General features: G+C 69.7%; 12 protein-coding genes. 4 read left to right on the plus strand and 8 right to left on the minus strand.

Annotated elements, in window-relative coordinates; genetic code table 11:
* Nucleotides 1-261: 261 nt before the first annotated feature.
* The 4 genes from Q664_RS41265 to Q664_RS41280 form a co-directional block, all read right to left on the minus strand.
* Nucleotides 262-1791 carry a WD40 repeat domain-containing protein gene (locus Q664_RS41265; RefSeq protein WP_043409367.1) on the minus strand — a complete coding sequence of 510 codons (1530 nt, stop codon included), beginning with the start codon at nt 1789-1791 and terminating at the stop codon, nt 262-264.
* A gap of 48 nt (nt 1792-1839) precedes the next feature.
* Complete coding sequence (locus tag Q664_RS41270; RefSeq protein ID WP_043409369.1) at nt 1840-2322, minus strand: hypothetical protein; 483 nt, start codon at nt 2320-2322, stop codon at nt 1840-1842.
* 91 nt (nt 2323-2413) lie between these two features.
* Nucleotides 2414-2785, minus strand: a complete 372-nt coding sequence (locus Q664_RS41275; protein WP_043409372.1) for a hypothetical protein — start codon at nt 2783-2785, stop codon at nt 2414-2416.
* Nucleotides 2786-3090: 305 nt separating this feature from the next.
* Nucleotides 3091-4914 (minus strand): ATP-binding protein, encoded by a 1824-nt coding sequence (locus Q664_RS41280; protein ID WP_043409375.1) that lies wholly within the window; start codon nt 4912-4914, stop codon nt 3091-3093.
* Nucleotides 4915-5160: 246 nt separating this feature from the next.
* Here Q664_RS41280 and Q664_RS41285 point away from each other — a divergent pair, with 246 nt between their 5' ends.
* Entirely contained in the window at nt 5161-6078 is a 918-nt protein-coding gene (locus tag Q664_RS41285) for an HAD-IG family 5'-nucleotidase (protein WP_160174613.1), read from the plus strand.
* Between the two features lie 37 nt (nt 6079-6115).
* On the opposite strand, the gene Q664_RS41290 is transcribed toward Q664_RS41285, so the two are convergent.
* Nucleotides 6116-11233: a tetratricopeptide repeat protein gene (locus Q664_RS41290; RefSeq protein WP_043409380.1), complete on the minus strand. Its 5118-nt coding sequence runs from the start codon at nt 11231-11233 to the stop codon at nt 6116-6118.
* A 257-nt stretch (nt 11234-11490) separates the two neighbouring features.
* On the opposite strand from Q664_RS41290, the gene Q664_RS53375 reads away from it, so the two are divergent.
* Both Q664_RS53375 and Q664_RS41300 read left to right on the plus strand, forming a co-directional pair.
* A complete protein-coding gene (locus Q664_RS53375; protein WP_052519318.1) occupies nt 11491-13041 on the plus strand; it encodes a serine/threonine protein kinase in 1551 nt (516 codons plus the stop codon).
* A 122-nt stretch (nt 13042-13163) separates the two neighbouring features.
* Entirely contained in the window at nt 13164-14876 is a 1713-nt protein-coding gene (locus tag Q664_RS41300; RefSeq protein WP_425117466.1) for a hypothetical protein, read from the plus strand.
* A gap of 6 nt (nt 14877-14882) precedes the next feature.
* Here Q664_RS41300 and Q664_RS41305 read toward each other — a convergent pair whose 3' ends face one another.
* Nucleotides 14883-16256, minus strand: coding sequence for an SET domain-containing histone-lysine N-methyltransferase (locus Q664_RS41305; protein WP_043409385.1), 1374 nt, complete (start codon nt 16254-16256; stop codon nt 14883-14885).
* Between the two features lie 47 nt (nt 16257-16303).
* Between Q664_RS41305 and Q664_RS41310 the strand changes: the two genes are divergently transcribed.
* On the plus strand, nt 16304-18445 hold the full coding sequence (locus tag Q664_RS41310; protein ID WP_052519320.1) for an alpha-amylase family glycosyl hydrolase: 2142 nt from the start codon (nt 16304-16306) through the stop codon (nt 18443-18445).
* 294 nt (nt 18446-18739) lie between these two features.
* Here the strand turns inward: Q664_RS41310 and Q664_RS41315 are convergent, their stop codons facing one another.
* Together Q664_RS41315 and Q664_RS41320 are read right to left on the minus strand one after the other, a co-directional pair.
* Nucleotides 18740-19573 carry an energy transducer TonB gene (locus Q664_RS41315; protein WP_043409388.1) on the minus strand — a complete coding sequence of 278 codons (834 nt, stop codon included), beginning with the start codon at nt 19571-19573 and terminating at the stop codon, nt 18740-18742.
* 4 nt (nt 19574-19577) lie between these two features.
* Nucleotides 19578-20096 (minus strand): WD40 repeat domain-containing protein (locus Q664_RS41320; RefSeq protein WP_200883844.1); only part of this gene is annotated, 519 nt, incomplete at its 5' end.

Here is a 20096-nt window from a genome sequence, read left to right on the forward strand (position 1 = left end):
TCGCTTGACTCGTACAGGCTCGAGGGCATGAGGCGGGTGTGGGGTTCCTGGCCTCGGCCTGGACACCCGCGCGAGGACTGAGAGCAAGTCATGGGCCAGCTCTGGTCCGTGCCACTCTTCCTCGGAGCGGGCGTTGTCGGACCGTGGCGGCTGACCTGCCGCGCCACGGTTGACGCGTCAGGCAGGAGGGCTGGCGCGTCAATCACCGCCCGAGCAGGGCTCCCAGGATTCACACAAACCGCGGGAGCGCCGCATTGTCACTCAGACCCGGCCTTCGAGGATGACCTGGGCCGAGGGGGAGGCCCACATCGCGCCGTCCGGGCGGGGCAGCCAGGGTCCGGCAACGGGGAACGCCGCCGCGTGCCGCCGGTTCTCCCGGTGGAGGAAGATCGTCACTCCCCCGTGAACCTCGGCGGAGAAGGGCCCCGGGCGTGGCCCCACGAACCCCTCCCAGCCGGAGAGCGCCCCGAGCGCCTCGGGCGTTGCTTCCCAACGCTGACGCGAGAGACGCCTGTTGGCCAGGTCCCGCGCGTCGAGCGGGCGGACCGCGAGTGCCACGCCGCTGGGAATCTCCCAGAGCCGCAATGCCTCGTTGTCCCCGGCCGAGACCAGGCGGCGGCCGTCCTGGGAGAAGGCCAGCGCGCTCACCGGGACGCCATGGCCGGGGAGGGTGACGAGCCGCTCTCCACCGGCGGCCCTCCAGAGCTCGATCGTGCCCTCCTTGGTGCCGCCAGCGAGCCATTGGCCATCCGGCGAGAGGAGGCGCCGGCCATCCGGTGAGAAGGCCATGGGCGCTGACGGCTCGGCCTCTCTGGGCTCCAGCGCACGCAGCCGCGCGAGCTCCCAGACCCGCACCACCTGGCCATCCGTGGTCACCAGCCTCCGTCCATCCCCCAAGAGTGCCGCGCCCTCCGCGTCGTGGATGGGCAGGCACTCCTCCTGGCCGGTCTCGATGTCCAGGAGGAAGAGGCCCGCGCGACTCGGCGCGAGCAGGCGCCGGCCATCCGGGGAGAACATGGGCTTGTCCCAGAATGGCCGCGGCCCCTTCCATTTCCGCAAGAGCCGCCCCGTGGCCGCCTCATAGAGGTGCACGAAGCCGAAGGCATATTCATCCCCGTGTCCGACGAGGGCGAACAGGCCCCCGTCCGGCGAGAAGCTCCCCGTATTGGCGCTCCCATCCACCGGAATCTCGAGCTCGCAGCGGTGCGTGTCGGTGGCCGCATCGTGGAGCGCGGCGCTCTCCCAGGCACGGGTGACGAGCTTCAGGGTGGGTTCTGGAATCACCACGTCCCGCCTGTCGACGAGCGTTCCCTCCTCGATGTCCCAGTGGCGGTAGGCCATCCGCTCATCCAGGAGGACATGTCCCTCGGCGGTCATCGGCGAGAGGAGCCGGTGGGGGCGCGCCGTGCGCAGTTCGGCGAGCAGCGGACCGCCCGGCCCGAAGGGGGGTGGCCCCAGGGGACGCACCCACACACCGTCCGGCCCTCCCTGGGCGTGTTCCTCGCTCCAGCGCCGCGCGAGCCCGGTGAGCTCGGGGCTGTCATGATGGGAGCAACGCCAGTGGAGCACCGGGAAGAGTGCGCCGGGGTAGACCCGCAGGAAGGCGAGATCCATCTGGAGCGCCGCGGCCAGCTCCTCCAGCGCCGTGGCGGAGGGGGAGCCGGGTGGAAACTCCGCCGAGAGCGCCAGCAGCCGTTTCCGATGGGCGGCCAGCTCTCCCTTGCCGGCCGCCTCCTTCAGCGTGGCCAGGCTGCTCAGGACCTCGAACGCGCGCCGCGGATCTTCCGTCATGGCGGCGACGCTAACACGTCCGTGTCATGGCCCCCGGAGAGAGCCCACTCAGGGCTCGCGGAAGCCGCCGCGCACCCACTCGTTGGCGACGTCTCTGTTGAACTTGAAGTTCACGGGCACGCGATGCTTCGCGACGGTCGCACCCGCGTCGTCAATGGCCGAGAGCAGCGCGTGGGGCTCATACTCATCCGCCACGAGCTCGAGCCGAACCTCGTACCAGCGGCCCTCCCAGGCGATGGAGAGCTTCCTGGTCATGGCCTGTTCGCGCTGTCGCGCGGAGCGGTCCAGGACCTCCGAGGCCGTTTTCACGAAGGTCGCGAACGCCGTCGCATCGAAGGGCTTGGGGTTCTTCTTGTCGCGGCCCATCACCCACGGACTGATGAGGACGGGCTCGGAGAGCCCCTGCTTGCGGATTTCCACGGCCCAGCCGTCGTCGTCCTCGTTCTTGATGACCCTGGCCGTCCAGCCATTCTTCCGCCAGAACGTGGGCTCCATGACTTCGGGCTCGGCAGGCGTACGCTCGTCGCTCATGGGCGTTCTTCATACCCTCCGATTGCCATCTACCAGAGAAGTATCACGCCGGGCGTGGCGGTTCCGTGAGCCATCGCACGCGGGGTGTCCGTCACCCGTAGGACATCGTGCTGAAGTGGAACGTGCTGTTGGCCTGCGTGGTGGTTGACCAGCAATAGGAGTAGGTCTGGTCGCCACCCGTCGTGCCCGAGCAGGCATCCCGGCCGTCGGCGGTCATGATGCGAAGCTTCCAGGTGGGCGGAATGGCTACGGTCTGGCCGGGGGGCTGCGCCCAGAGCTCCGCGAGCCAGCCATTGTCATGCAACAGATAGACAATGTAGTAATTGCCCGTGTCATTCGTGACGACGCAGCTGTAGTCCGAATCCCGGCTCTGGGTCTGGCCCGCGGCCAGGATCATCCGCTTGGAAACGGCGGGCGGAGAAGAGGGGTCGACCTGTACGGATGTGGCTTTTGCGATACTCATGGCGTCTCTTCCTTGCGAGTGATGACCCCGGCAGCCGGACTCGGTTCCACTCCACGTTGTCGATGAACCACTGGTTCAGCCTGGGGTCGCGGCGTACTCAAGCAACCGCCAGGCCAACCCGGAGCGCCTGGGCTTTTTTACGCCCAGTGCGTCAGCCTGGAGTGAAGGCGCACGCGCGGTCCTTTTCGGTGAGGGAAGGGAGGAAGGCTTTCACCCCGGCGTAAAAGGCTGACGTGTCAACGCGGAGAGCTGACGCGTCAACGCGGAGGGCTGACGCGTCAACGCGGAGGGCTGGTACTCGGAGGTCATCGCCTCTGTTGCAGCCAGGCGGAGATGCGCCGCAGGACGGCCTCACGCACCGGCTGGGGGAGCGTCTCGATGACGAGCCGGCGCAGCACGCCCTGGGTGAAGGTGGCGCCACGCAGCACCTTCGCCTCCTCCAGCTCCTTCCAGGGCGCGGCGAGCAGATCGGGGTTCAACCCCAACACGCACGTGGCCAGCTCCGGGCTGAAGTCCGCTCCCGCGAGCGCCACGGTGCGCGCCAGCCGGAGCGCATCCGGGGACAACCGCTTGAGCCGCTGCTCGACGATCAACGTCACGCGGTCGGACGTGGGCGGTGCGGCGGGGAATCGTCCGTCGAAGCCAGCGGCGAGCAGGCTCCGGGCCGTCTCGATGACGAAGAACGGATTGCAACCCGTGTACTTCGCCATCTGTGGAACGATCGACTTCAGCTCGGGGACGCCGATGTTGTCGATCAGCTCGCCGACGGAGGCCAGCGTCAGCGGCTCCAGGGAGATCCATGCCGCGAGTCCCGCCTCCCGGTGCTCGCGCAGCCGCTCCTCGAAGGCGGGGGAGAGCTCGCCCGTGCGGAAGCAGGTGAGCATCCGCGGTGTTTCGCCTTCGGGCCCCGGCTCCAGCAGCAGATCCTGCACCCGCAGGTGCAGCTCCAGGCTGGCCGTGTCCGCGCGGTGTGCGTTGTCGAGCACCAGGGCCGACATCTTTCCGCAGTGGGTGCGGATCAGCCGGGCGAGCGCCTCGGCGAGCCGGGCCTTCTCCTCGGGGCTGGAGGGCAGGGGCGGTGCGCTGGGCTCGAGCTCCGGGACGAGCCGGGCAATCTCCTGCCGCACCCAGGGCTCCAGGGGCCGTTGCGGCTCGAGCCCCAGGACGAAGCGGGAGAGCCGGGCGCTCGTCGCGTAGGGCGCGGACGGATCAGCCGGCCTGGCCGCGACGAGGAGCCAGGAGTCCTCCTGGGCACTGCAGAACTCGGAGACCAGCCGCGTCTTGCCAATGCCCGCCTCGCCGAACACGTAGACGGGACGGCCCGCGGCCCAGGCCTCTTCCAGGAGGGCCCACTCGGTGTCGCGGCCGAGCAGATGCGGAGGGCAGAGGTCATCGAGGGACCTCTCCTCGGGGGGACGGGTCCGGGAATGCTCCTGTTCCGTGGGCCGCTCGAGGTTCTGGACGAGTGCCCGGGTCTCCGGCGAGGGATCGATGCCGAGCTCCTGGTGGAGCTGTTCCCTGCAGTCGCGATAGGCCCGCAGGGCGGAGGACCGGTCCCCGAGCTGGAGATGAAGGCGGATCGCCGCCTGCCAGGCCTGCTCGGAGGTGGACTGCAGCTGGAGCAGCCGCCGCACCACGTCGAGCGCGGCCTCGAGCTGGCCGTCCTGCTCCAGCCGGAGGGCCTCGGTCTCCGCGGCACGGCATTGCTGGTAGTGGAACCGGGCGCGTTGGCTCTGGAGCCAATCCTCGAACTCGTCACAGCCGTCGTAGGTGAAGCCGGCGAGCAGCTCGCCCTGGTGGATGAGCTTGGAGTATTCGCGGGCCTCGAAGTGCTTCTGGAAGAGGAGGACGTCGACGAGGATGCCCTCACACAACCCGATGGGATCGACTCCCTCGAGGCCTTGTGCTCCCAGGGGACGCCGCAGCCTGTGCAAGCTTTGGCGGAGGTTGCCGGCGCTGTCGGGTGCATCCGGCCACAGAAGGCTGGCGAGCCGGCTGCGTTGAGTGGGGCCCTCGATGGCCAGATAGGTCACCAACGCCGCCGTCTTGCGCTCCATGTGGATGGCGCCCGTGGGTAGGGTCAACCGGGCACGGCCAAGCACCTCGATACGCGTGGCAACCGATTGCATGCTCCCCCTCCAGAAGAGCGGGATTCTTCACGCTCCGTGATGTAGGCCGCAAGACGCGTGTGCGTTGGCTGCATGCGTACGGACATGCCGCTGTCACGCCTCGGTCACGCTTTGGCGCGTGGTTCCAAAGCCTCGCATCACGCGCCAATCACGCCGTGGGTGCACAGTGCTCGTGAAGGCGCGGAGGCAGGACCCGCTCCTTTCCGGCCCGGGCCGGGTGCTCTTGTTTCACGGGGGGGAGACACGATGTCCGCGACACATGGAGGAAAACACGTATCGGGGAGGTTCATTCATTGCTGCCTGGGATTTGTCTGCCTCTGGACGTTACCGGCGCTGGCGCAGAACAAGCCCGTGTCCGTGGCGCCCGCCGTACCCGCCGTGCCCGTGGTTCCGGCTCCGCCTCCGGTCCGTTACCCGGAGTTGGTCGTCACCGAGCTGCGCAACGAGATTGCCTCCCACAGCAGCCGGATCGCGCGGTTGCTCCGGGAGCGCGCGGCCCTGGATGAGCAGCTCGGGAAGATCGGGCGGGATGAGAAGACTTCCACGCAGTTGAAAGAGCAGCGGGCGCGGCTCGTCCGGGCGGTGGAGGAGAAGAACAGGGAGCTGAACGAGGCCGTGGTGCGGCAGGAGACGCTGTTGTCCATGGCCGCGGAACATGCGGAGGCGCTGGAGGAGCTCGGGAACGAGCGGAAGCTGCTCCGCTTCATGGTGGGAGGCGGCGTGGGGCTGCGGCGGCTCGAGGACGTCCAGCTCGGGTCGGCGGGCGGCGGGGCTGCTCCGGGGGCAGTCCCGGTGGGCACGGACGCGCCCCGGGTGGACGTGTTGGGCGCGGTCGCGTTCCTGCCCGTGGACTTCAACAGCCGGGATCGCCACCAGACGTTCAGCCTGGGCGTCATGGCGGGGCTGGGGGGTAACGGCTTTCCGGCCAACGTCTACGCCGGACTGACGCTCAAGGTGTGGATTCTGTACGTCAACGCCGGGGCCAACTTCCGCAAGGAGGATGCCTGGCGACAGGGGCCGCCGACACAGGCCGCGTTCTGGCAGGGGGCGTGGACGCCCACCCTCTTCGCGGGCGTGGCCCTGGACAGCGAGGCGCTGCTCGCCATCCAGCGGGTGTTGCCGCCGAAGCAGGCGCCAGAGGGGTTGCAGGTCGATCCGAGGTGAGGGGCGGGGGGGCCCCTCATCTCGGGTCGTTTTCAGCTCACGGCAGCGCCAGGGCGACGCGCTGGCGCAGACGCAGGAAGTCGTCCGACAGGACGTAGGTGAGGATCTGCTGCAGGTCGGCGCGCTCGCGCAGGGCCTGGAGCAGGGGCTCGGCGTTGTCCAGGCGGGCGGTGGCGAAGTTCGGGTCCTCGCGCAGCACCATGGTGAGGCCCACCGACACGTCGCCGCACATCAGCACGCCGGCGCGGTCCGCGGAGAACGCCATGCCCGCCAGCACGGGCTCCAGCTCCACCCGGGACTGGGGGCCCAGATCCAGGGCGGCCGGCTCCAGCGACTTGAGCGCCTTGCGCGAGTAGGCCCGGCGGTACTGCCGCACCATCTCCTCGTTGTTGCGGCCCAGCGCGGAGAACAGCGGGGCGAAGATGCGGATGGAGTTGCCGAACAGGTCCTGCGTCTCGCCGCGCGACAGCTTGGAGAGCACCGCCGTCTTGTTGAGCAGGCCCAGCACCGCGCGGCCGAAGAGGAACTTCTGCTCGCGGGCGTTGAAGCGGCGCACCACGTCCTGGCCCACGCACACGCTCAGCGGCTCGGTCGTCTCCAGGCCGATGAGGCCGCGGCGGGCCTGGTACACCTCGAACTCCTCCACGCCGAACACCTGCGCCACGGCGCGCACGGCCTTGAAGACGGCATGGTCCGGCTTGAGCTTGTCCGTCTTGCGGTCCACCCCGAGCAGCTCGAACTGGGCCGGGTGCAGCTTGCTGAGCTGATCACCCACGGAGCGCATGACCTCGAGCAGCGGCCCGCGGGACGAGGGGTGCATGAGCCCGGCGTCCACGTCCGCCACGCTCAGGCGCTCCTGCGTCTCGGTGGGCAGGCGGCTGCGCATCTCCGAGTAGAAGGTGGCCTCCGCCTCGTTGGCCGAGCGCAGGAAGTGCAGCACGGCGGCGGCGCAGAAGGCCTTGTCCGTCTGCCGGGTGCCTTCCCACAGGCGGAAGAGCGCGTGCAGGCTCTCCACGCGGGTGGGATCCAGCTTCAGCAGTTGCCGGTTCTCCTCGATGGCGAGCTGCGAGGCCGCCGCGTCGCGCATGTACAGGGCGGCCAGGGCCGAGCGGGCCGGGACGTTGGCCGGGTCCGCGTCGACGACGTGCCGGTACACGGTGATGGCCCGGGTGGGCTCCTCCAGCGGGCCGGCGTACAGGTCCGCCACCTTCAGCCGCAGCGAGGAGGCGCGCTTCGTGTCGCCGGTGGTCACGGCCTGGGCGGCCTGCGCCTCCAGCATCTGCGACAGCTCCAGCAGGTTGCCGGCGCGCTCGTAGAGCACCACCAGCCGGTCCACCAGGGAGCCATCGCCCGGGGTGAGCTCCAGGGCCTGCCGGTAGAGCGTGGAGGCGGAGGCGCCGTCTCCCAGCCCCTGCTCGTGGATCTGCGCCAGCGTCACGGTGTGGCGCGCGCGCTCGGCCACGGGGAGATCCATCTCCAGCAGCCGGCGCAGGCAGTCCATGGCGCCCTGCCAGTTGCGCACCAGTTGGAAGAGGGTGGCCATGCGCTCCAGCACCTCGGTGTTGCGCGGCAGGCCCTCGCGCGCGGCGTGCAGGTGGATGGCCGCGCGGCTCGGCTCGGACAGGTGGTCCTGGTACAGCGAGCCCAGCGTCAGGTGCAGCTTCGCCACGTGGGCCGGCTCACCCCCGAGCGGAATGCGCTGGGCGAGCAGCGCGGCGGCGTCGGCGTACCGGTGCTCCTCCAGCAGCAACTGGGCGCGCAGCTCCAGGGCCTCGGCGTGGGCGGGCTGGACGGACAGGGTGCGCTCGAGCAGCTCCAGGGCGCGGGCGCGGTTGCCCAGGGAGGACAGGTGCGTCTTCGCCGCGCCGAAGAAGGCCGCCGCGGCCGAGGCGGGATCCTGCTGGGCCAGCCGGGCCTCGGCGCGACGCTCCTGCAGCGTGGCGAGGTCCGCCGCGCCACCCCGCGCGGCCAGCAGATCCTCCAGGCCCGCGGTCGCCTGGGCGTCCAGCGGATCCTTCTCCAGGGCCTGGCGGTACAGGGCGATGGCGCCCTCCGAGTCCTGCAACGGACCCGCGGCGATCCGGGCCGCGGCCACGAAGGCCTCGATGGCGCTGCGGGGATCCTTCGCGACGCGGGCCTCGCTCTCCAACATCACCCGGGCGGAGGCGGCATCGCCCTTACGGGCCAGCAGGCGGCGCAGACCCTGCATCGCGGGCAGGCACTGGGGCTGTAGCTGGAGCGCGGCGCGGTAGGCCTGCTCGGCGCGGTGGGGGTTGTTCAGCCGCGACTCGTCCAGCTCCGCGCAGCGCAGCATCAGCTCCACGCGCTCCAGCTCTTCACCCACCACCTGGAGCCGGCGCATGTAGAGCTCGGACAGGCCGGCGGCGTCGCCCACCTGGCGCAGGGCGCGCTCCAGGTAGAAGGCGAGCCGCACGTCCCGGGGGTTCTCCGCCACGGCGCGGCGCAGGGCCTCCAGGTCGGTGCCCTTGTCCAGGTCCGTGGCGGCGTTCACCCGCAGGGCGGTGCCCAGGCGCGGATCCTTCACCACCTCGGCCAGGCGCAGGCGCAGCTCGCCGCGGCGCGCCCGATCACCCGCGCGGATGCGCTCCAGCGTCTTGAGGGCCGACAGGTGGCCGGGCTCCAGCGCCAGCACCGCCTCGCAGCACTGGGCCGCGCGCGCGGGCTCCTGGAAGTGGTCCAGGTACAGCCGCGCCAGCTTCATGTACGCGGCCACCTTGGCCCCCGGCGTCTGGGCCATCTGCGTCTCGCGATCCAGCAGCGCCACCAGCTCCTTCACGTCCTCGTCGGCCAGGAACAGCCGCTCCAGGGCGCGCAGCGTGGCGGCGTGGCCCGGCGCCATCCGCAGCACCTCCTGGAAGACCTCGATGGCCATCTCCGGCCGCTTGAGCTGATCCTCCCAGATGGTGGCCGCGTGGTAGAGGGCGTTGGCCCGCTCCATCGGATCCGTCCGGTTGGCGGCCTCGGCGCGCAGCACCTCGATGAGGCTCTCCCACGCGCCCTGGGCCTTGTAGAGCCGCGCCAGCGCGCGCAGCGCCGGGAAGTGGCTCGGCGCCAGCGTCAGCACCTCCTGGTAGGAGGCGACGGCCTGGTGCTCGTCCTTGAGCCGGTGCTCGCACAGCTCGCCAATCTTGTAGATGAGCGACGCGGCCGTCTCCGCCGAGGGGGCGAACTCCGCCTCGGCCCGGTACATGCGGATGAGCAGATCCCACTTGCCCTCCTGCGCGTACAGCCGGCCCAGCGCCTTGAGCGCCGGCAGGTAGGAAGGCGTGAGCGTCAGCACCCGCTCGTAGGCGGCGATGGCGCCCGCGCGATCCTTCAGGTGCTCGTCCAGGATCTCCGCGTTGCGGTGGTAGAGCGAGAGCACCTGCTTGGTGTCTCCCACCAGCGAGGCCTCCAGCTCCTGGTTGGTGATGAGCTCCTGGAAGCGCCCGGCGCGCTCCAGCAGCCGCGACAGGTTGCGGATGGTGGGCAGGTGGTCCGACGCCAGGTCGAGGATGCGCCGCATGCACTCGATGGCGTGGTCCAGATCGCTCAGCCGGTCCTCGTAGATGACGGCGACCTTGTTGAGCGTGGTGATGAGCTGATCCCGGTCCTGCGTCTGGAGCAGATCCTGCTCGTACATGGCCACGAGCTCGGCGAAGCGGCTCTGGCGCTCGTAGAGGCGGGTGAGGGCCTTCTGGGAGGGGAGGTAGCCCGGCTGGAGCTGGAGGCAGGTGTTGTAGCGCTGAATCGCCTCTTCCTGCCGGCCGAGCCGCTCCTCGAGGATCTCCGCCGCCTTGAACATGCGCGCGGCCTTCTCCTTGGGATCCGGGCTGGAGGCGCTCTCGGCGTCGAAGACGGAGACGAGGCCCTCCCAGTTCTGCATGCGGTAGAAGAGCTTGCCCAGGCCGGCGAGCGCGGCGGCGTGGCCGGGGATGCGCGAGAGGATGGCCTGGTAGCGGGAGATGGCGTCCACCTCGCGCTTGAGATCCTCCTCGTAGAGGGCCGCCAGCCGCAGGTTGATGGCCACCAGCTCGCTCTCGTCGTTGATGCAGCCCACCCAGGCGAGCAGCACGTCGGCGAGCTCCTCGAAGCGCTGGCGCGTCTCGTAGATGTTGGCGAGCGCGGCGAGGATGAGGGACTCGTTGGGGCTCACGCGGCGCGCGTCGAGCAGCGCGGCCAGCGCCTCCTCCTTGCGCCCGAGCCGCTCGTACATCTTGCACAGCTGCAGCCACGCGGGAGCGCCCTGGGGCCCGAGCACCTCGGCCTCGGCGGTGAGGACCTCGAGCAGCTCCTCGGCGCGGCCCTCGCGCAGGGCCACGCGCTTGAGGGCGTTGAGCAGGAGCAGGTCCGTGCGATCCAGGGTGAAGGCCTCGCGGAAGCAGGCGGCGGCCTCGGCCTGACGCTTGAGGCGCTCCTCGAGCACCAGGCCCGCGGCGGTGAGGTAGTGGGCGCGCAGGGCGGGCGTCTCCAGCGCGGCGGCCAGCAGCCGGTACACCTCGACGAGCGAGGCGTGGTCATTGCGCGCGGCGAAGATGGCCTCGAGCTGGGTGAGCAGCGAGGGATCCTGGGGCCGCAGCTCCAGACACTGGAGGAAGGCGGCGGTGGCGTCGGCCTCGCGCGACAGGCGCTCCTCGAGCAGGGTGCCCTTCTCGAAGAGGAGGGTGGCGCGATCGGCGGGGGTCTCGGTGGCGTTCAGCTCGGCCTCGAGGAGCTGGACGGCCATCTGCCAGTTGCCCACGTCGGCGAAGAGCCGGCGCGCGGCGCGGAGGTTGGCGAGGAACCGGGGCGCGAGCCGGTAGGCCTGGTTGTAGGCCATGGCCGCGTTGCGCGGGTTCTTGAGGGGATCCTCGAAGAGGCGGCCCATCTCATGGAAGAGGAGGGCGGCCTGGGGCTCGTTGCCGAGTGCACGCGCCTCGCGCTCCAGGGTGGCGATGCGCTCGCGAGCGTCCTGCTCGGGGCTGGAGGCCACGGGAAGCGTGGCGAGGGTGGAGGCGAGGGCCTCGGTGACACCCGGACGGGTCGGGGCTCCTTCCGTCGGGGTTCCTCCTGTCGGAGTTCCTCCCAGGGTGACGGCGCCCACGGGGACACCGGGGGAGGACACACCAGGAGACGTCGAGGTGGGCATCCTCGGCAGATCGTTGCGCTCGCTCATGGGGAAACGGGCTCCGTGAGGGGAATCAAGGCGAAAAGTCGCACGCCTTCCGGGGTCGTACCATGTGCTCGGAAGCCCCTCAAGTTCCCGACTTTCTTGGAATTTTGTCCGGCTTGCAGGCCGGGAGGGCGAGCCAGCGTTCGCTGCAGGGCTGGCAACCCCTACCGTGAGGAGGGGTGCCGGAGGCGGTGGGCTTCCTAGCTTCCAGGCGAGGCCCGGGCTGGCCGGTTTCGTGGGGAGCCGGAGGAGGTGCGCGGGTGGCGGCGGGACGCCGGGGGGCACTCGTGGGCAGCTATCGCATCATCCGGAGACTGACGGTGAACCCCGTGGCCGAGGCCTTCCTCGCCCGGAGCACGGGGCCCGCGGGCCCGGAGTCGCCTGTCGTCCTCGAGCGCCTGCTGCCTGGCTTCGCCCGGGATGCCTCCTTCGTGGAGCTCTTCCTGGAGTCGGCGCGGGCCACCGGGCCGGGGCACCCGAATGTCGTGCGGGTGCTCGACGCGGGCCTGAGCGGAGAGCGGCCCTGCCGGGTGCTGGAGCTCGTGGACGGGGAGCCGTTGGGCGCGCTGCTCGCGGTGCGGGCGCGGGGGATGGTGATTGGCCTGCGGGAGATGTGCTTCATCGTCATGCAGGTGGCCGAGGGGCTCGACAGCCTCCACCAGGCCCGCGCCCGCCACCGGGGTCTGCATCCCAGCCACGTGTGGATCTCCCAGGGTGGGGCGGTGAAGCTGGTGGACACGGGAGGTGCTTCCCGGAGCAATCCGCCCTATCTCACGCCCGAGCAGGCCCGGGGCCGTCCCGCGGATGGGCGCGGTGACGTCTTCCGTCTCGGGTTGATCCTCTATGAGCTGATCGCGGGCCGGCCGCTCTTCGCGGGCCCGCCGCCCCAGGCCCTCCGTCACATCGGCACCTTCGACGAGCGCGTCCTCGAGCCGCTGCCGGGGTGTCCGCCCTCGCTCTGGACGGTGCTGCTCCAGGCCCTCTCCGCGGAGCCCGAGGCCCGCTTCGGCTCGGCGCGCGTCTTCGCGGACACCCTGCGGGTCTTCCTCGAGGAGCGCCAGCTCTGTGTGGATCATCTGGACATCGCCAGCCTCTTCACGCGGCTCTTCCCCGGGCGCCGCTCGTCTCACGAGGAGGGGGTGGACGGGCAGGGCGAACGTCTGGAGGTCCTGCCCCCCGTCGTCCGGATGGCGCCTGGGAGCCATGTCCGGGCGGAGCCTCCGCCGATGCTGTACCCCGTGGGGCCGCCTCCGCCTCCGGACGCGGCACTCGAGGAGGCACCGGAACCGGTGACGTTGCAGCAACTGCAGGCGCGGCTGCTCGACGAGGCGTTGAAGTTGGTGGGAGGGGGCGCGGAGATGGCGCCCCTGCTGGTCCGGCTCACCCGCCGCTGTGTGACGTCGCTGGGAGGAGGCTGTGGCGAGGAGGCGCTGGCCGTCATGGCGGCGCGCACGCTCGTGCTCGCGGCGCGGTTGGAGGAGCCCCGGCGGTTCGTCATGCCCTCGCTGGAGCGGGTGCGCCCCCTGGTGGAGGGGTTCCCGGAGTTGGGGGAGGTGCTGTCCGCCGTGCTGCTCACGGGGTACGACTCCCCGCCTCCCGCGGGGCGCGCCGCGAGGGCCCTGCTGTGCGCCTCGGCCTTCGTCGCCCAGGTGCGGAACGCCCGTCCTGGAGTGGTGGAATCGGCCCGGGTGCTCGGCCAGCTGCGGCAGGATCCGCGGCTGTCCCCGGGGGCACTGGAGGCCCTCTCCGCCGAGCTGGGCGTGAGCGCCATGCTGCCTTGTGTGACGACGCATCAGGCGTTGCTCTGGTAGCGCCCCTGGGGCGGGTCTGTGATACGGCGTGCCCCGTGGACATTGTCGACGCGAAGCCTTCTTCCTCCATTGAAGGGTCTCCTGAAGAGTCTCCCCGAGGACTCGGGACGCTGTTGTTCCTCGTGCTTCTGTGGTTGTTGTTGCCCGGAGCCCTGGCGAACCTGTTCCGGGCCGTGCTGGGCCTGCCCTTGTGGGTGGGTGCCGTCGCCGGAACCGCGGGCGGGGTGGGCGTGACGTGGAAGGTGCTCGCCTGGCGGCGTGCGTGGCCCACCTCCGGGCCGCTCGTGCTCATCCAGGTGCTCTACCTCATCACCACGCTGGGCTTGACGTGGCGGATCCTGGGCATCCCGGTCCTGGGCGGTCTGGTCTCGGTGGGGGGCGGCGATGCCGGCAACCACGCCGCGCTGCAGATGGACTTCGTCACCCACAAGCCCAACACCTACGAGGGTTTCACCTTCTTCCACACGCTGACGTACGGGCTGAGGTGGCTCTTCGGTCTGGACACGTTCACCAGCTTCCGCGCTGGTTTCTTCCTGGTGCCCGTCAGCATGGCCCTGGCGCTCGTTGGGGGCCTCGAGTTCGTCGCCGGCCGGCTCTGGCGCTCGGGCCGCGCGATGGTGGCGGCGCAGGCCACCTTGTGGGTGGCCACGATCATGGCGTGGCCGTTCCTGCTGTTGCGATTGCTGCACTACCACCAGTCGGATGGCTTCTATGCCCATCTCTTCGGCACGGTACCGCTCGTGCTGACGTGGCTCGCCTATGCTCTTCCGAGGTCCCCCTGGGTTCGCTGCGCCGCGCTGGCCGTGTTCGTGGTGTTCTATCGCTACACCTACGGGCTGAACCTCGGGGATCTCCTCGCCGCCGGTGGCCTGCTCGTGCTGCTGGAGGCCACCCGCGTGTCCGGTTCGAAGTACCGCGGCGGGGTGGTGCTGCTGGGGCTCGTGTTCCTCGCGGCCGCCACGTACGCGTATTGGCGGCTGCTGCCCCTGAAGGACATCTCCGGAGGCGTCACGCCCTACTCGTACGCGCGCGCGCTGCGGGTGCAGTGCTGGACGGTGGTGGGGTTGCTGGCCGTGCGCTTCCTCTCCTCCCGCGAGGAGCCCGTCGAGCGGCGGTTGATCGACTTCGCCTTGCTGTTCGCTGGAGTCAACGCCCTGGTGCAGCAGGCCTACCTGGGCGCGGGGTGGCACGTCGACTACTACTTCCTCAAGTACGGTTTCCACGCCGTGGTGCTCCTGCTGTGCGTGGGGCTGCTCGTCATCAGCATCCGGGTGGGGGGGCTGTTCCAGACGGGACTGGCGCGTGCGGGGCGATGGGAGCTGGTGCTGGCCGTGCTGGTCGCCGTGGGGCTCTTCGAGGTGACGCGCGGGTGGGGCCGGGCTTTCAAGATCTACGTGCCGAGCTACTGGGATCGCGTGCGCGCTGAACCGCCCTTGCCCTATCTCGATGCGCTGGAGGACCGGGACGCCGTCGCGCTCGCCCGCCAGGTACTGCGCGAGCAAGGCAAGAGCTTTGGAGGGTATCTGAGCCCCTCGTGGCCACGGACGAACTTCACCAACGTCGAGCTGGGCTGGGTGCCGGAGGACTGGAGCAAGACCAACGGGCACTGGCCGCTGTTCGTATCGGGGCAGGTGAGGCAGGGACCGGGCCTGTGTGTCTTCTGGGAGGCCTCCGCGTCGGATTGGGAAGGCTACCAGCGCTTCTCCAGGGAGGAGAACTCGCCATTGGCGGACGTCGTCCGCGGGCTTCAGGCCCGGCCGGACACGGTGTGCAGGGAGCACGCCGCGCCCTGGGTGGCGAGCGGCTCGCGGACGCTCTGCTACCGCTGCGACTGAGGCCGTCTACGCGCGGCGGACGAGCTCCAGCACGGCCTCGCGGACGTAGCGATCGAACCAGCCCCAGGGAGACTGGGGGAGCGCGGCGAGCCGTTCGAGCTCCGCACGGGGCATGCGCAGCAGCTCCAGGCCGGTGCGGGTCAGCTCGAGCCAGGCGCGCAGCATCCGCTTCTCCTCGCGCCGCAGGAGGACGCAGCTGCGGGCATTGTAGGAGAGCGTCTCTTCGCGCAGCAGCCGCTCGTCCTCGTCGAGGGAGGTGTCGAAGGCGGCGAGCCGGGCCTCGCAGGCGGCGGCCAGGGCGCGCAGGACACGCTCCTCGTTGGCCACGCCCAGCGGCTTGATGGAGCCCAGGCCCGTCAGGAGCCGGGGGGCGAGCCTGGGCAGCTCGAGGGGCGCGGCGCAGGCCACGCGCAGGAAGGAGAACATCCGCTGGGTGGACGCGTGCTCGAGCTGGAGTGGCACCTTGAAGGGCTGGCGCGCGGTGGGGGACGAGAGCCCGAGCAGCTTCTGTTTGGCGGAGGCCATCGCCGCGCCCTCGGGGAGACCGAGGGAGAGGAAGACCTCGTCCTGCTCGTTGTCGCTGGCCACGAAGCCGAAGTGGAGCAGGAGCAGATCATTGCTCTTGGCGCCGTAGCTGTCGTGGATCTCCAGGCCGGAGGCCACGGCGTTCTGGGCGGTCATCACGAAGAACTGCCCATCGGCCGAGGTGTCCCACAGGACGTCGGGAGGCCGGCGGTGGTTGAGCATGTCCGCCAGCGGGACGAGTGCGCGCCCCTGGAGGCCGCCCACCTTGAGGCCGAAGTTGCGGGAGGACACGGAGAGCCGGGCCCAGACGAACTCCTCGAGGGAGAAGCGCTCGTAGCCGGGGACCTTCTGGCAGAGGAGGGCATGGTCCTGCCGGAGCGTGTAGACCTGGAACTCCAGCAGCGTGAGCAGGAAGGAGCCCTTGAGGAGGGCGCGCTCGGAGTCACCGAAGAAGAGGGGGACGTGGGGGAAGGCCTCGGGGAGGGTGTCCACGTAGGGCTTCCAGAAGGAGTCGGGCCGGAGCTTCTCCTGGAGGAGGAAGGAGGCCAGGTAGATCTCCTCGTTGTCCGGATTGACGTGGGACTGGATGAGGCGCCCGATGTCGGAGCTCTTGGCGACCTCGAGGGTGATGAGGTGGCCGCGAGGCACCTGGAGGACCGCCTCACCCGCGGCGATGTCGGCCCGGGCGAGCACGGAGCGTTCACCGTTCTGCTGCCGGGCGATGTGCAGTTTGGGGAGGCGGGCTCCTCCGTCCTCGAGCCACCGCAGGAGGGTGGCGAGCTTCTGGTCCGAGTCCTCGGGGGAGGTCCTCAGTTCTGACGGCGGGGGAGTGGCCGATGGATGGGCGGGCGTCATGCGGGCCTATATGTAACACTCGCGCCTGCCACCCAAGGAGCAACCTCATGCATTGGAGTCGATCCTTTCTCGCACTGGCGATCGCCGGTGTTCTTTCCTCCTGCCGTGATGGCAATGGCGGAGGCGGAGAACCCAATCCCGAGCCGCCAGCACCCGAGCCCGCGGCCTACAAGGTGACCGTCAGCACCGCGGCGGGCCGGGCCGACAGCCGCCTGGCCTGTTTCAAGGGCAATGGTGAGGCCGAGTGTGGTCTGCGTCTGTATCAGATCATGGTCGAGGCCTTCGTCGATGGTGACAGCACGGCGGATTACAACACCGGCTATGGCACCAGCCCTCACAAGGGTGACCTGCAGGGCATCATCAACAGTCTCGATTACATCCAATCGACCGGCGTCAATGCCCTCTGGCTCACCCCGATCTTCAAGAGCGCGCGCGTGGCCGGTCAGAGTGATTGGGCCGATCGTCTCGATGCCACCGGCTACTTCGCCTCGGACTACTTCAACGTCGACCCCCACTTCGGCACCAATGACAAGCTGAAGGAGCTGGTGGCCGCCGCCCATTCCCGGGGGCTGTATGTGTTCCTCGATGGCGTGTTCGGTCATTACAAGAACAACGCGCAGGATTACGCCTCGCCGCTGGGCCGCAAGGTCTCCACCACCGGTGGATCCGAGGGGGAAACCGGAAGGTCCGCCGTCTATCCGGCCGACCTCGAGTTCTTCAAGGAGGTCGCCGCGCACTGGGTGACCGAGTACAAGATCGACGGCTGGCGCCTGGATCAGGCCTATCAGGTGCCGGTGCAGTACTGGGACGACCTTCGTACCGCCGTCGCCGAAGCCGCGGCCAACACGAGCTACACCAACCGGGCCGGCCAGACGGTCCATCCGCTGGGCTACATGGTGGGGGAGATCTGGCGGAGCGCGGGGGAGATCTCCAGCCAGGGTTATGGCACCCCGGAGAGCCCCGGGCTGCTGTCCGTGTTCGATTTCCCCGTGCGTTACAGCCTGGTGCAGACCCTCGCCGTCGAGGAGAGTGGCACTGGCAACCGCGCGGCGAGCAACCTCCAGTCGGGTTATCAGAACCACCTGGCCTATCCCGCCCATGCCATGCCGAACCTGATGCTGACCAACCATGACGTGGTCCGCTTCGGCGATCTGCTTCAGCGCGGAACCCTGGCGAATCCCACGGATGCGGCGTACTGGGCGCGGCACAAGGCCGCCTTCAGCTTCATGGCCTCGTACAGCGGTCCCATCACCCTCTATTACGGCGATGAGATCGGCCAGGAGTTGCCGGGTTTCGCGGCCCGCGAGAGCACCTCGACCTGCGCCGTCAACGGCCACTGCGATGACCATGTCTCCCGGACCACCGCCATCGTGGAAGGCGTTGCGTCCACCGTCGGCGGCACGCCCGCGGTGCTCTCGGCCGAACAGGCCAGCCTGAAGGGCCACGTGGCCGCGCTGATGGCCTTGCGCGACACCCACCCGGCGCTGGCCAATGGCAGCCGCACGCACATCTTCTCGGACACGAACATCTACATCGATCGCAAGGACAAGGGAGATGACCACGTCCTGTACGTGTTGAACACCAAGGCGGACCCGGCGGTGGTCACGGTGGCCGGAACGGCCATCGGGAGCGCGGGGGCGCTCGTCGGGCTGTTGGATGGGGCCGAGGTGGTGGGCTCCGGTGGCAACTACGAGCTCCGGTTGAAGCCGTTCGAGGCCAGGTTCTTCGACATCGTTTCGCCGACGGCCGAGGGTCCGCGGGGGGGCGAGGGGAGTGATCTCTCGGGCGAGGGACCGCTGGCCGACTGCCACACCCCGGCCGTCGAGGGCCTGGGTCCCCTCGGCAAGGAGATGTTCATCCGTGGCAGCTACGCCGGCGGAGACAACTTCGGCGCGACGCCGGCGAGCCGCCGCTTCGCCTACAAGGGAAATAATCTCTATCAGGTGGTGATCCACGAGCCGGCGCCCACCGCCTACACCTTCAAGTTCGCCAGCGCGGATTGGTCCAAGGAGTTCGCGGTGCGGAGCTCCGCCGCGGTGGTGATCGCCACGGAGCAGCCCATGGCGATCGCCGCGGGCAGTGGCACGGAGTCGTCCATTGCCATCCCGGAGGCGGGTACCTACGTGTTCAGCTTCCGAATCAACGCCACCCTCACGGGCGGCGAGATGATGGTGAGCCAGTGCCAATGACACACGGAAGGTGAGTGCGACGGGCAGGAGGAAGCGCTCCCACGAGGCTTTCTCCTCCCTGCCGGGGCTTTCTCGACGTCATGCGCCAAGCTTGCGATGCCATGATTCTCCGCCCTCCGTGAAGCTGCTGTCGGTGGTGGCGTGTTCCGAGAAGCAGCCGCGGCCGCGCCGGGAAGAACGACGCCGAGGCCATGAAGCTCCTCCGGCGCGCCTGTGATGGCGGCGACCTCGGCTCCGGCGCCGCGGCGTCTTCCGAGCCCCTCCCCGCCAGCCGGGGACTTCGTGGACACTCCACTAGCGGGGGAGGCTCAGACGGATGTTGAAGGTGTACTCCACCGGGATGGGGCGGCCCTGGGACGTCACGGGTTGGTAGCGCTGGGCGTACAGGGCATCCAGCACGGCCTCCTCCATGTACGGCAGCGATCGGATGACGCGGCACTGTTCGATCCTGCCTTCGACGGTGATGACACACCTGACGATCATCAGGCCCTCGACACGGGCCGCGAGCGCTTCACGGGTGTATCGGGGCTTCGGACCCGAGAGCTTCCTTGGGCGGGTCATTCCCGAGCCGAACGGCAGCACTTCCGTTCTCGTACCGCCCACCTGGCCACCCGCCACACCGCCCACCAGACCCCCGACGACTCCTCCCACCACGCCGCCAATCACTCCGCCGGACACGTCACCCGCCTGCCTGTGTGCCAACGCCTCGGGGGCCACTGTCTCGGGGGTTCCTCCCTCGGGGTCCGCTGTCACGGGGGCCGCTGTCACGGGGGCTTCTTCCTCCTTGGCATCCGGCTTGGGCTCCACCCTGGACGGCCGCGTCCGCTGGGGGCGATTCCTGGGCCGGACGGTGGTGGCTGGCGCCCTCCGCTGCTCCCGCCGGGGTGAGGTCTTCTCATGTGCCGAGGGAGGGGAGGGGGGAGGAGGGGCGGCCATCGTTGGCCCAGGGCCCTGGAGGAGTGTCACCCGCAGCGCCTCCCGCGGTGCCTGCGTCCGGGGAGGGGAAGTCCGCGTGGGGGTCGCGAGCGCGAGGAGGAACACGCAGGCGTGCAGGACGAGCGAGAGCAGGACGCTCAGGATGATGCGGGACCTGGGGGCCAGCTCGTGGCCACGGACGGAGTCGAACATGCTCCTACCTGCTCCTCGAGGTGTCGAGCCCCCCGCTCACCGTCATCAGCCGCCATCTGCTCGGACTTCCGTTGGTGGAGCAGTCGCGCTTCTCGTGCAGGTAGAGCGCGTGCTCCTCGCAGGTCAGCTTCCGCCCGGCGCTCCAGCTCGAGAGTTGGAGCTCGAGGGGCTCCCACAACCGGTGGGTCCAGATGCGGATCGTGCCGTTCCCGTTGCGGGTGAAGAGGCGCGAGCCATCGGCGCTGAGGATGGCGCCCCGTAGCAGGCTGGCTTCGCCGAAGGGTCTGGCGAGGAGCTGACCGGATGCCGCGTCCCAGAGGCTGGGGGTGTCATCCCGGTGGGTGGTGACGATGCGCGTGCCGTCGGCGCTGAACCGTGCCTCCTCCACCGGGCCGGTGGTGTAGCCCGAGAGGGTGACGAGGAGCCTGCCGGAGGCGGCGTCCCAGACGCGTGCCGTCCCGTCCAGGCTGGCCGTGGCGATCCGCTTGCCGTCCGGGCTGAAGCTCGCGTCCGACACCGGGCT

The organism is Archangium violaceum Cb vi76 (assembly GCF_000733295.1).
GTDB classification, from domain to species: domain Bacteria; phylum Myxococcota; class Myxococcia; order Myxococcales; family Myxococcaceae; genus Archangium; species Archangium violaceum.

What these genes read in the sequence shown, in the direction of transcription:
- Q664_RS41265 (WP_043409367.1), bottom strand. Translation starts at nt 1,791, where the DNA reads ATGACGGAAGATCCGCGGCGCGCGTTCGAGGTCCTGAGCAGCCTGGCC.
- Q664_RS41270 (WP_043409369.1), bottom strand. Translation starts at nt 2,322, where the DNA reads ATGAGCGACGAGCGTACGCCTGCCGAGCCCGAAGTCATGGAGCCCACG.
- Q664_RS41275 (WP_043409372.1), bottom strand. Translation starts at nt 2,785, where the DNA reads ATGAGTATCGCAAAAGCCACATCCGTACAGGTCGACCCCTCTTCTCCG.
- Q664_RS41280 (WP_043409375.1), bottom strand. Translation starts at nt 4,914, where the DNA reads ATGCAATCGGTTGCCACGCGTATCGAGGTGCTTGGCCGTGCCCGGTTG.
- Q664_RS41285 (WP_160174613.1), top strand. Translation starts at nt 5,161, where the DNA reads ATGTCCGCGACACATGGAGGAAAACACGTATCGGGGAGGTTCATTCAT.
- Q664_RS41290 (WP_043409380.1), bottom strand. Translation starts at nt 11,233, where the DNA reads ATGAGCGAGCGCAACGATCTGCCGAGGATGCCCACCTCGACGTCTCCT.
- Q664_RS41305 (WP_043409385.1), bottom strand. Translation starts at nt 16,256, where the DNA reads ATGACGCCCGCCCATCCATCGGCCACTCCCCCGCCGTCAGAACTGAGG.
- Q664_RS41310 (WP_052519320.1), top strand. Translation starts at nt 16,304, where the DNA reads ATGCATTGGAGTCGATCCTTTCTCGCACTGGCGATCGCCGGTGTTCTT.
- Q664_RS41315 (WP_043409388.1), bottom strand. Translation starts at nt 19,573, where the DNA reads ATGTTCGACTCCGTCCGTGGCCACGAGCTGGCCCCCAGGTCCCGCATC.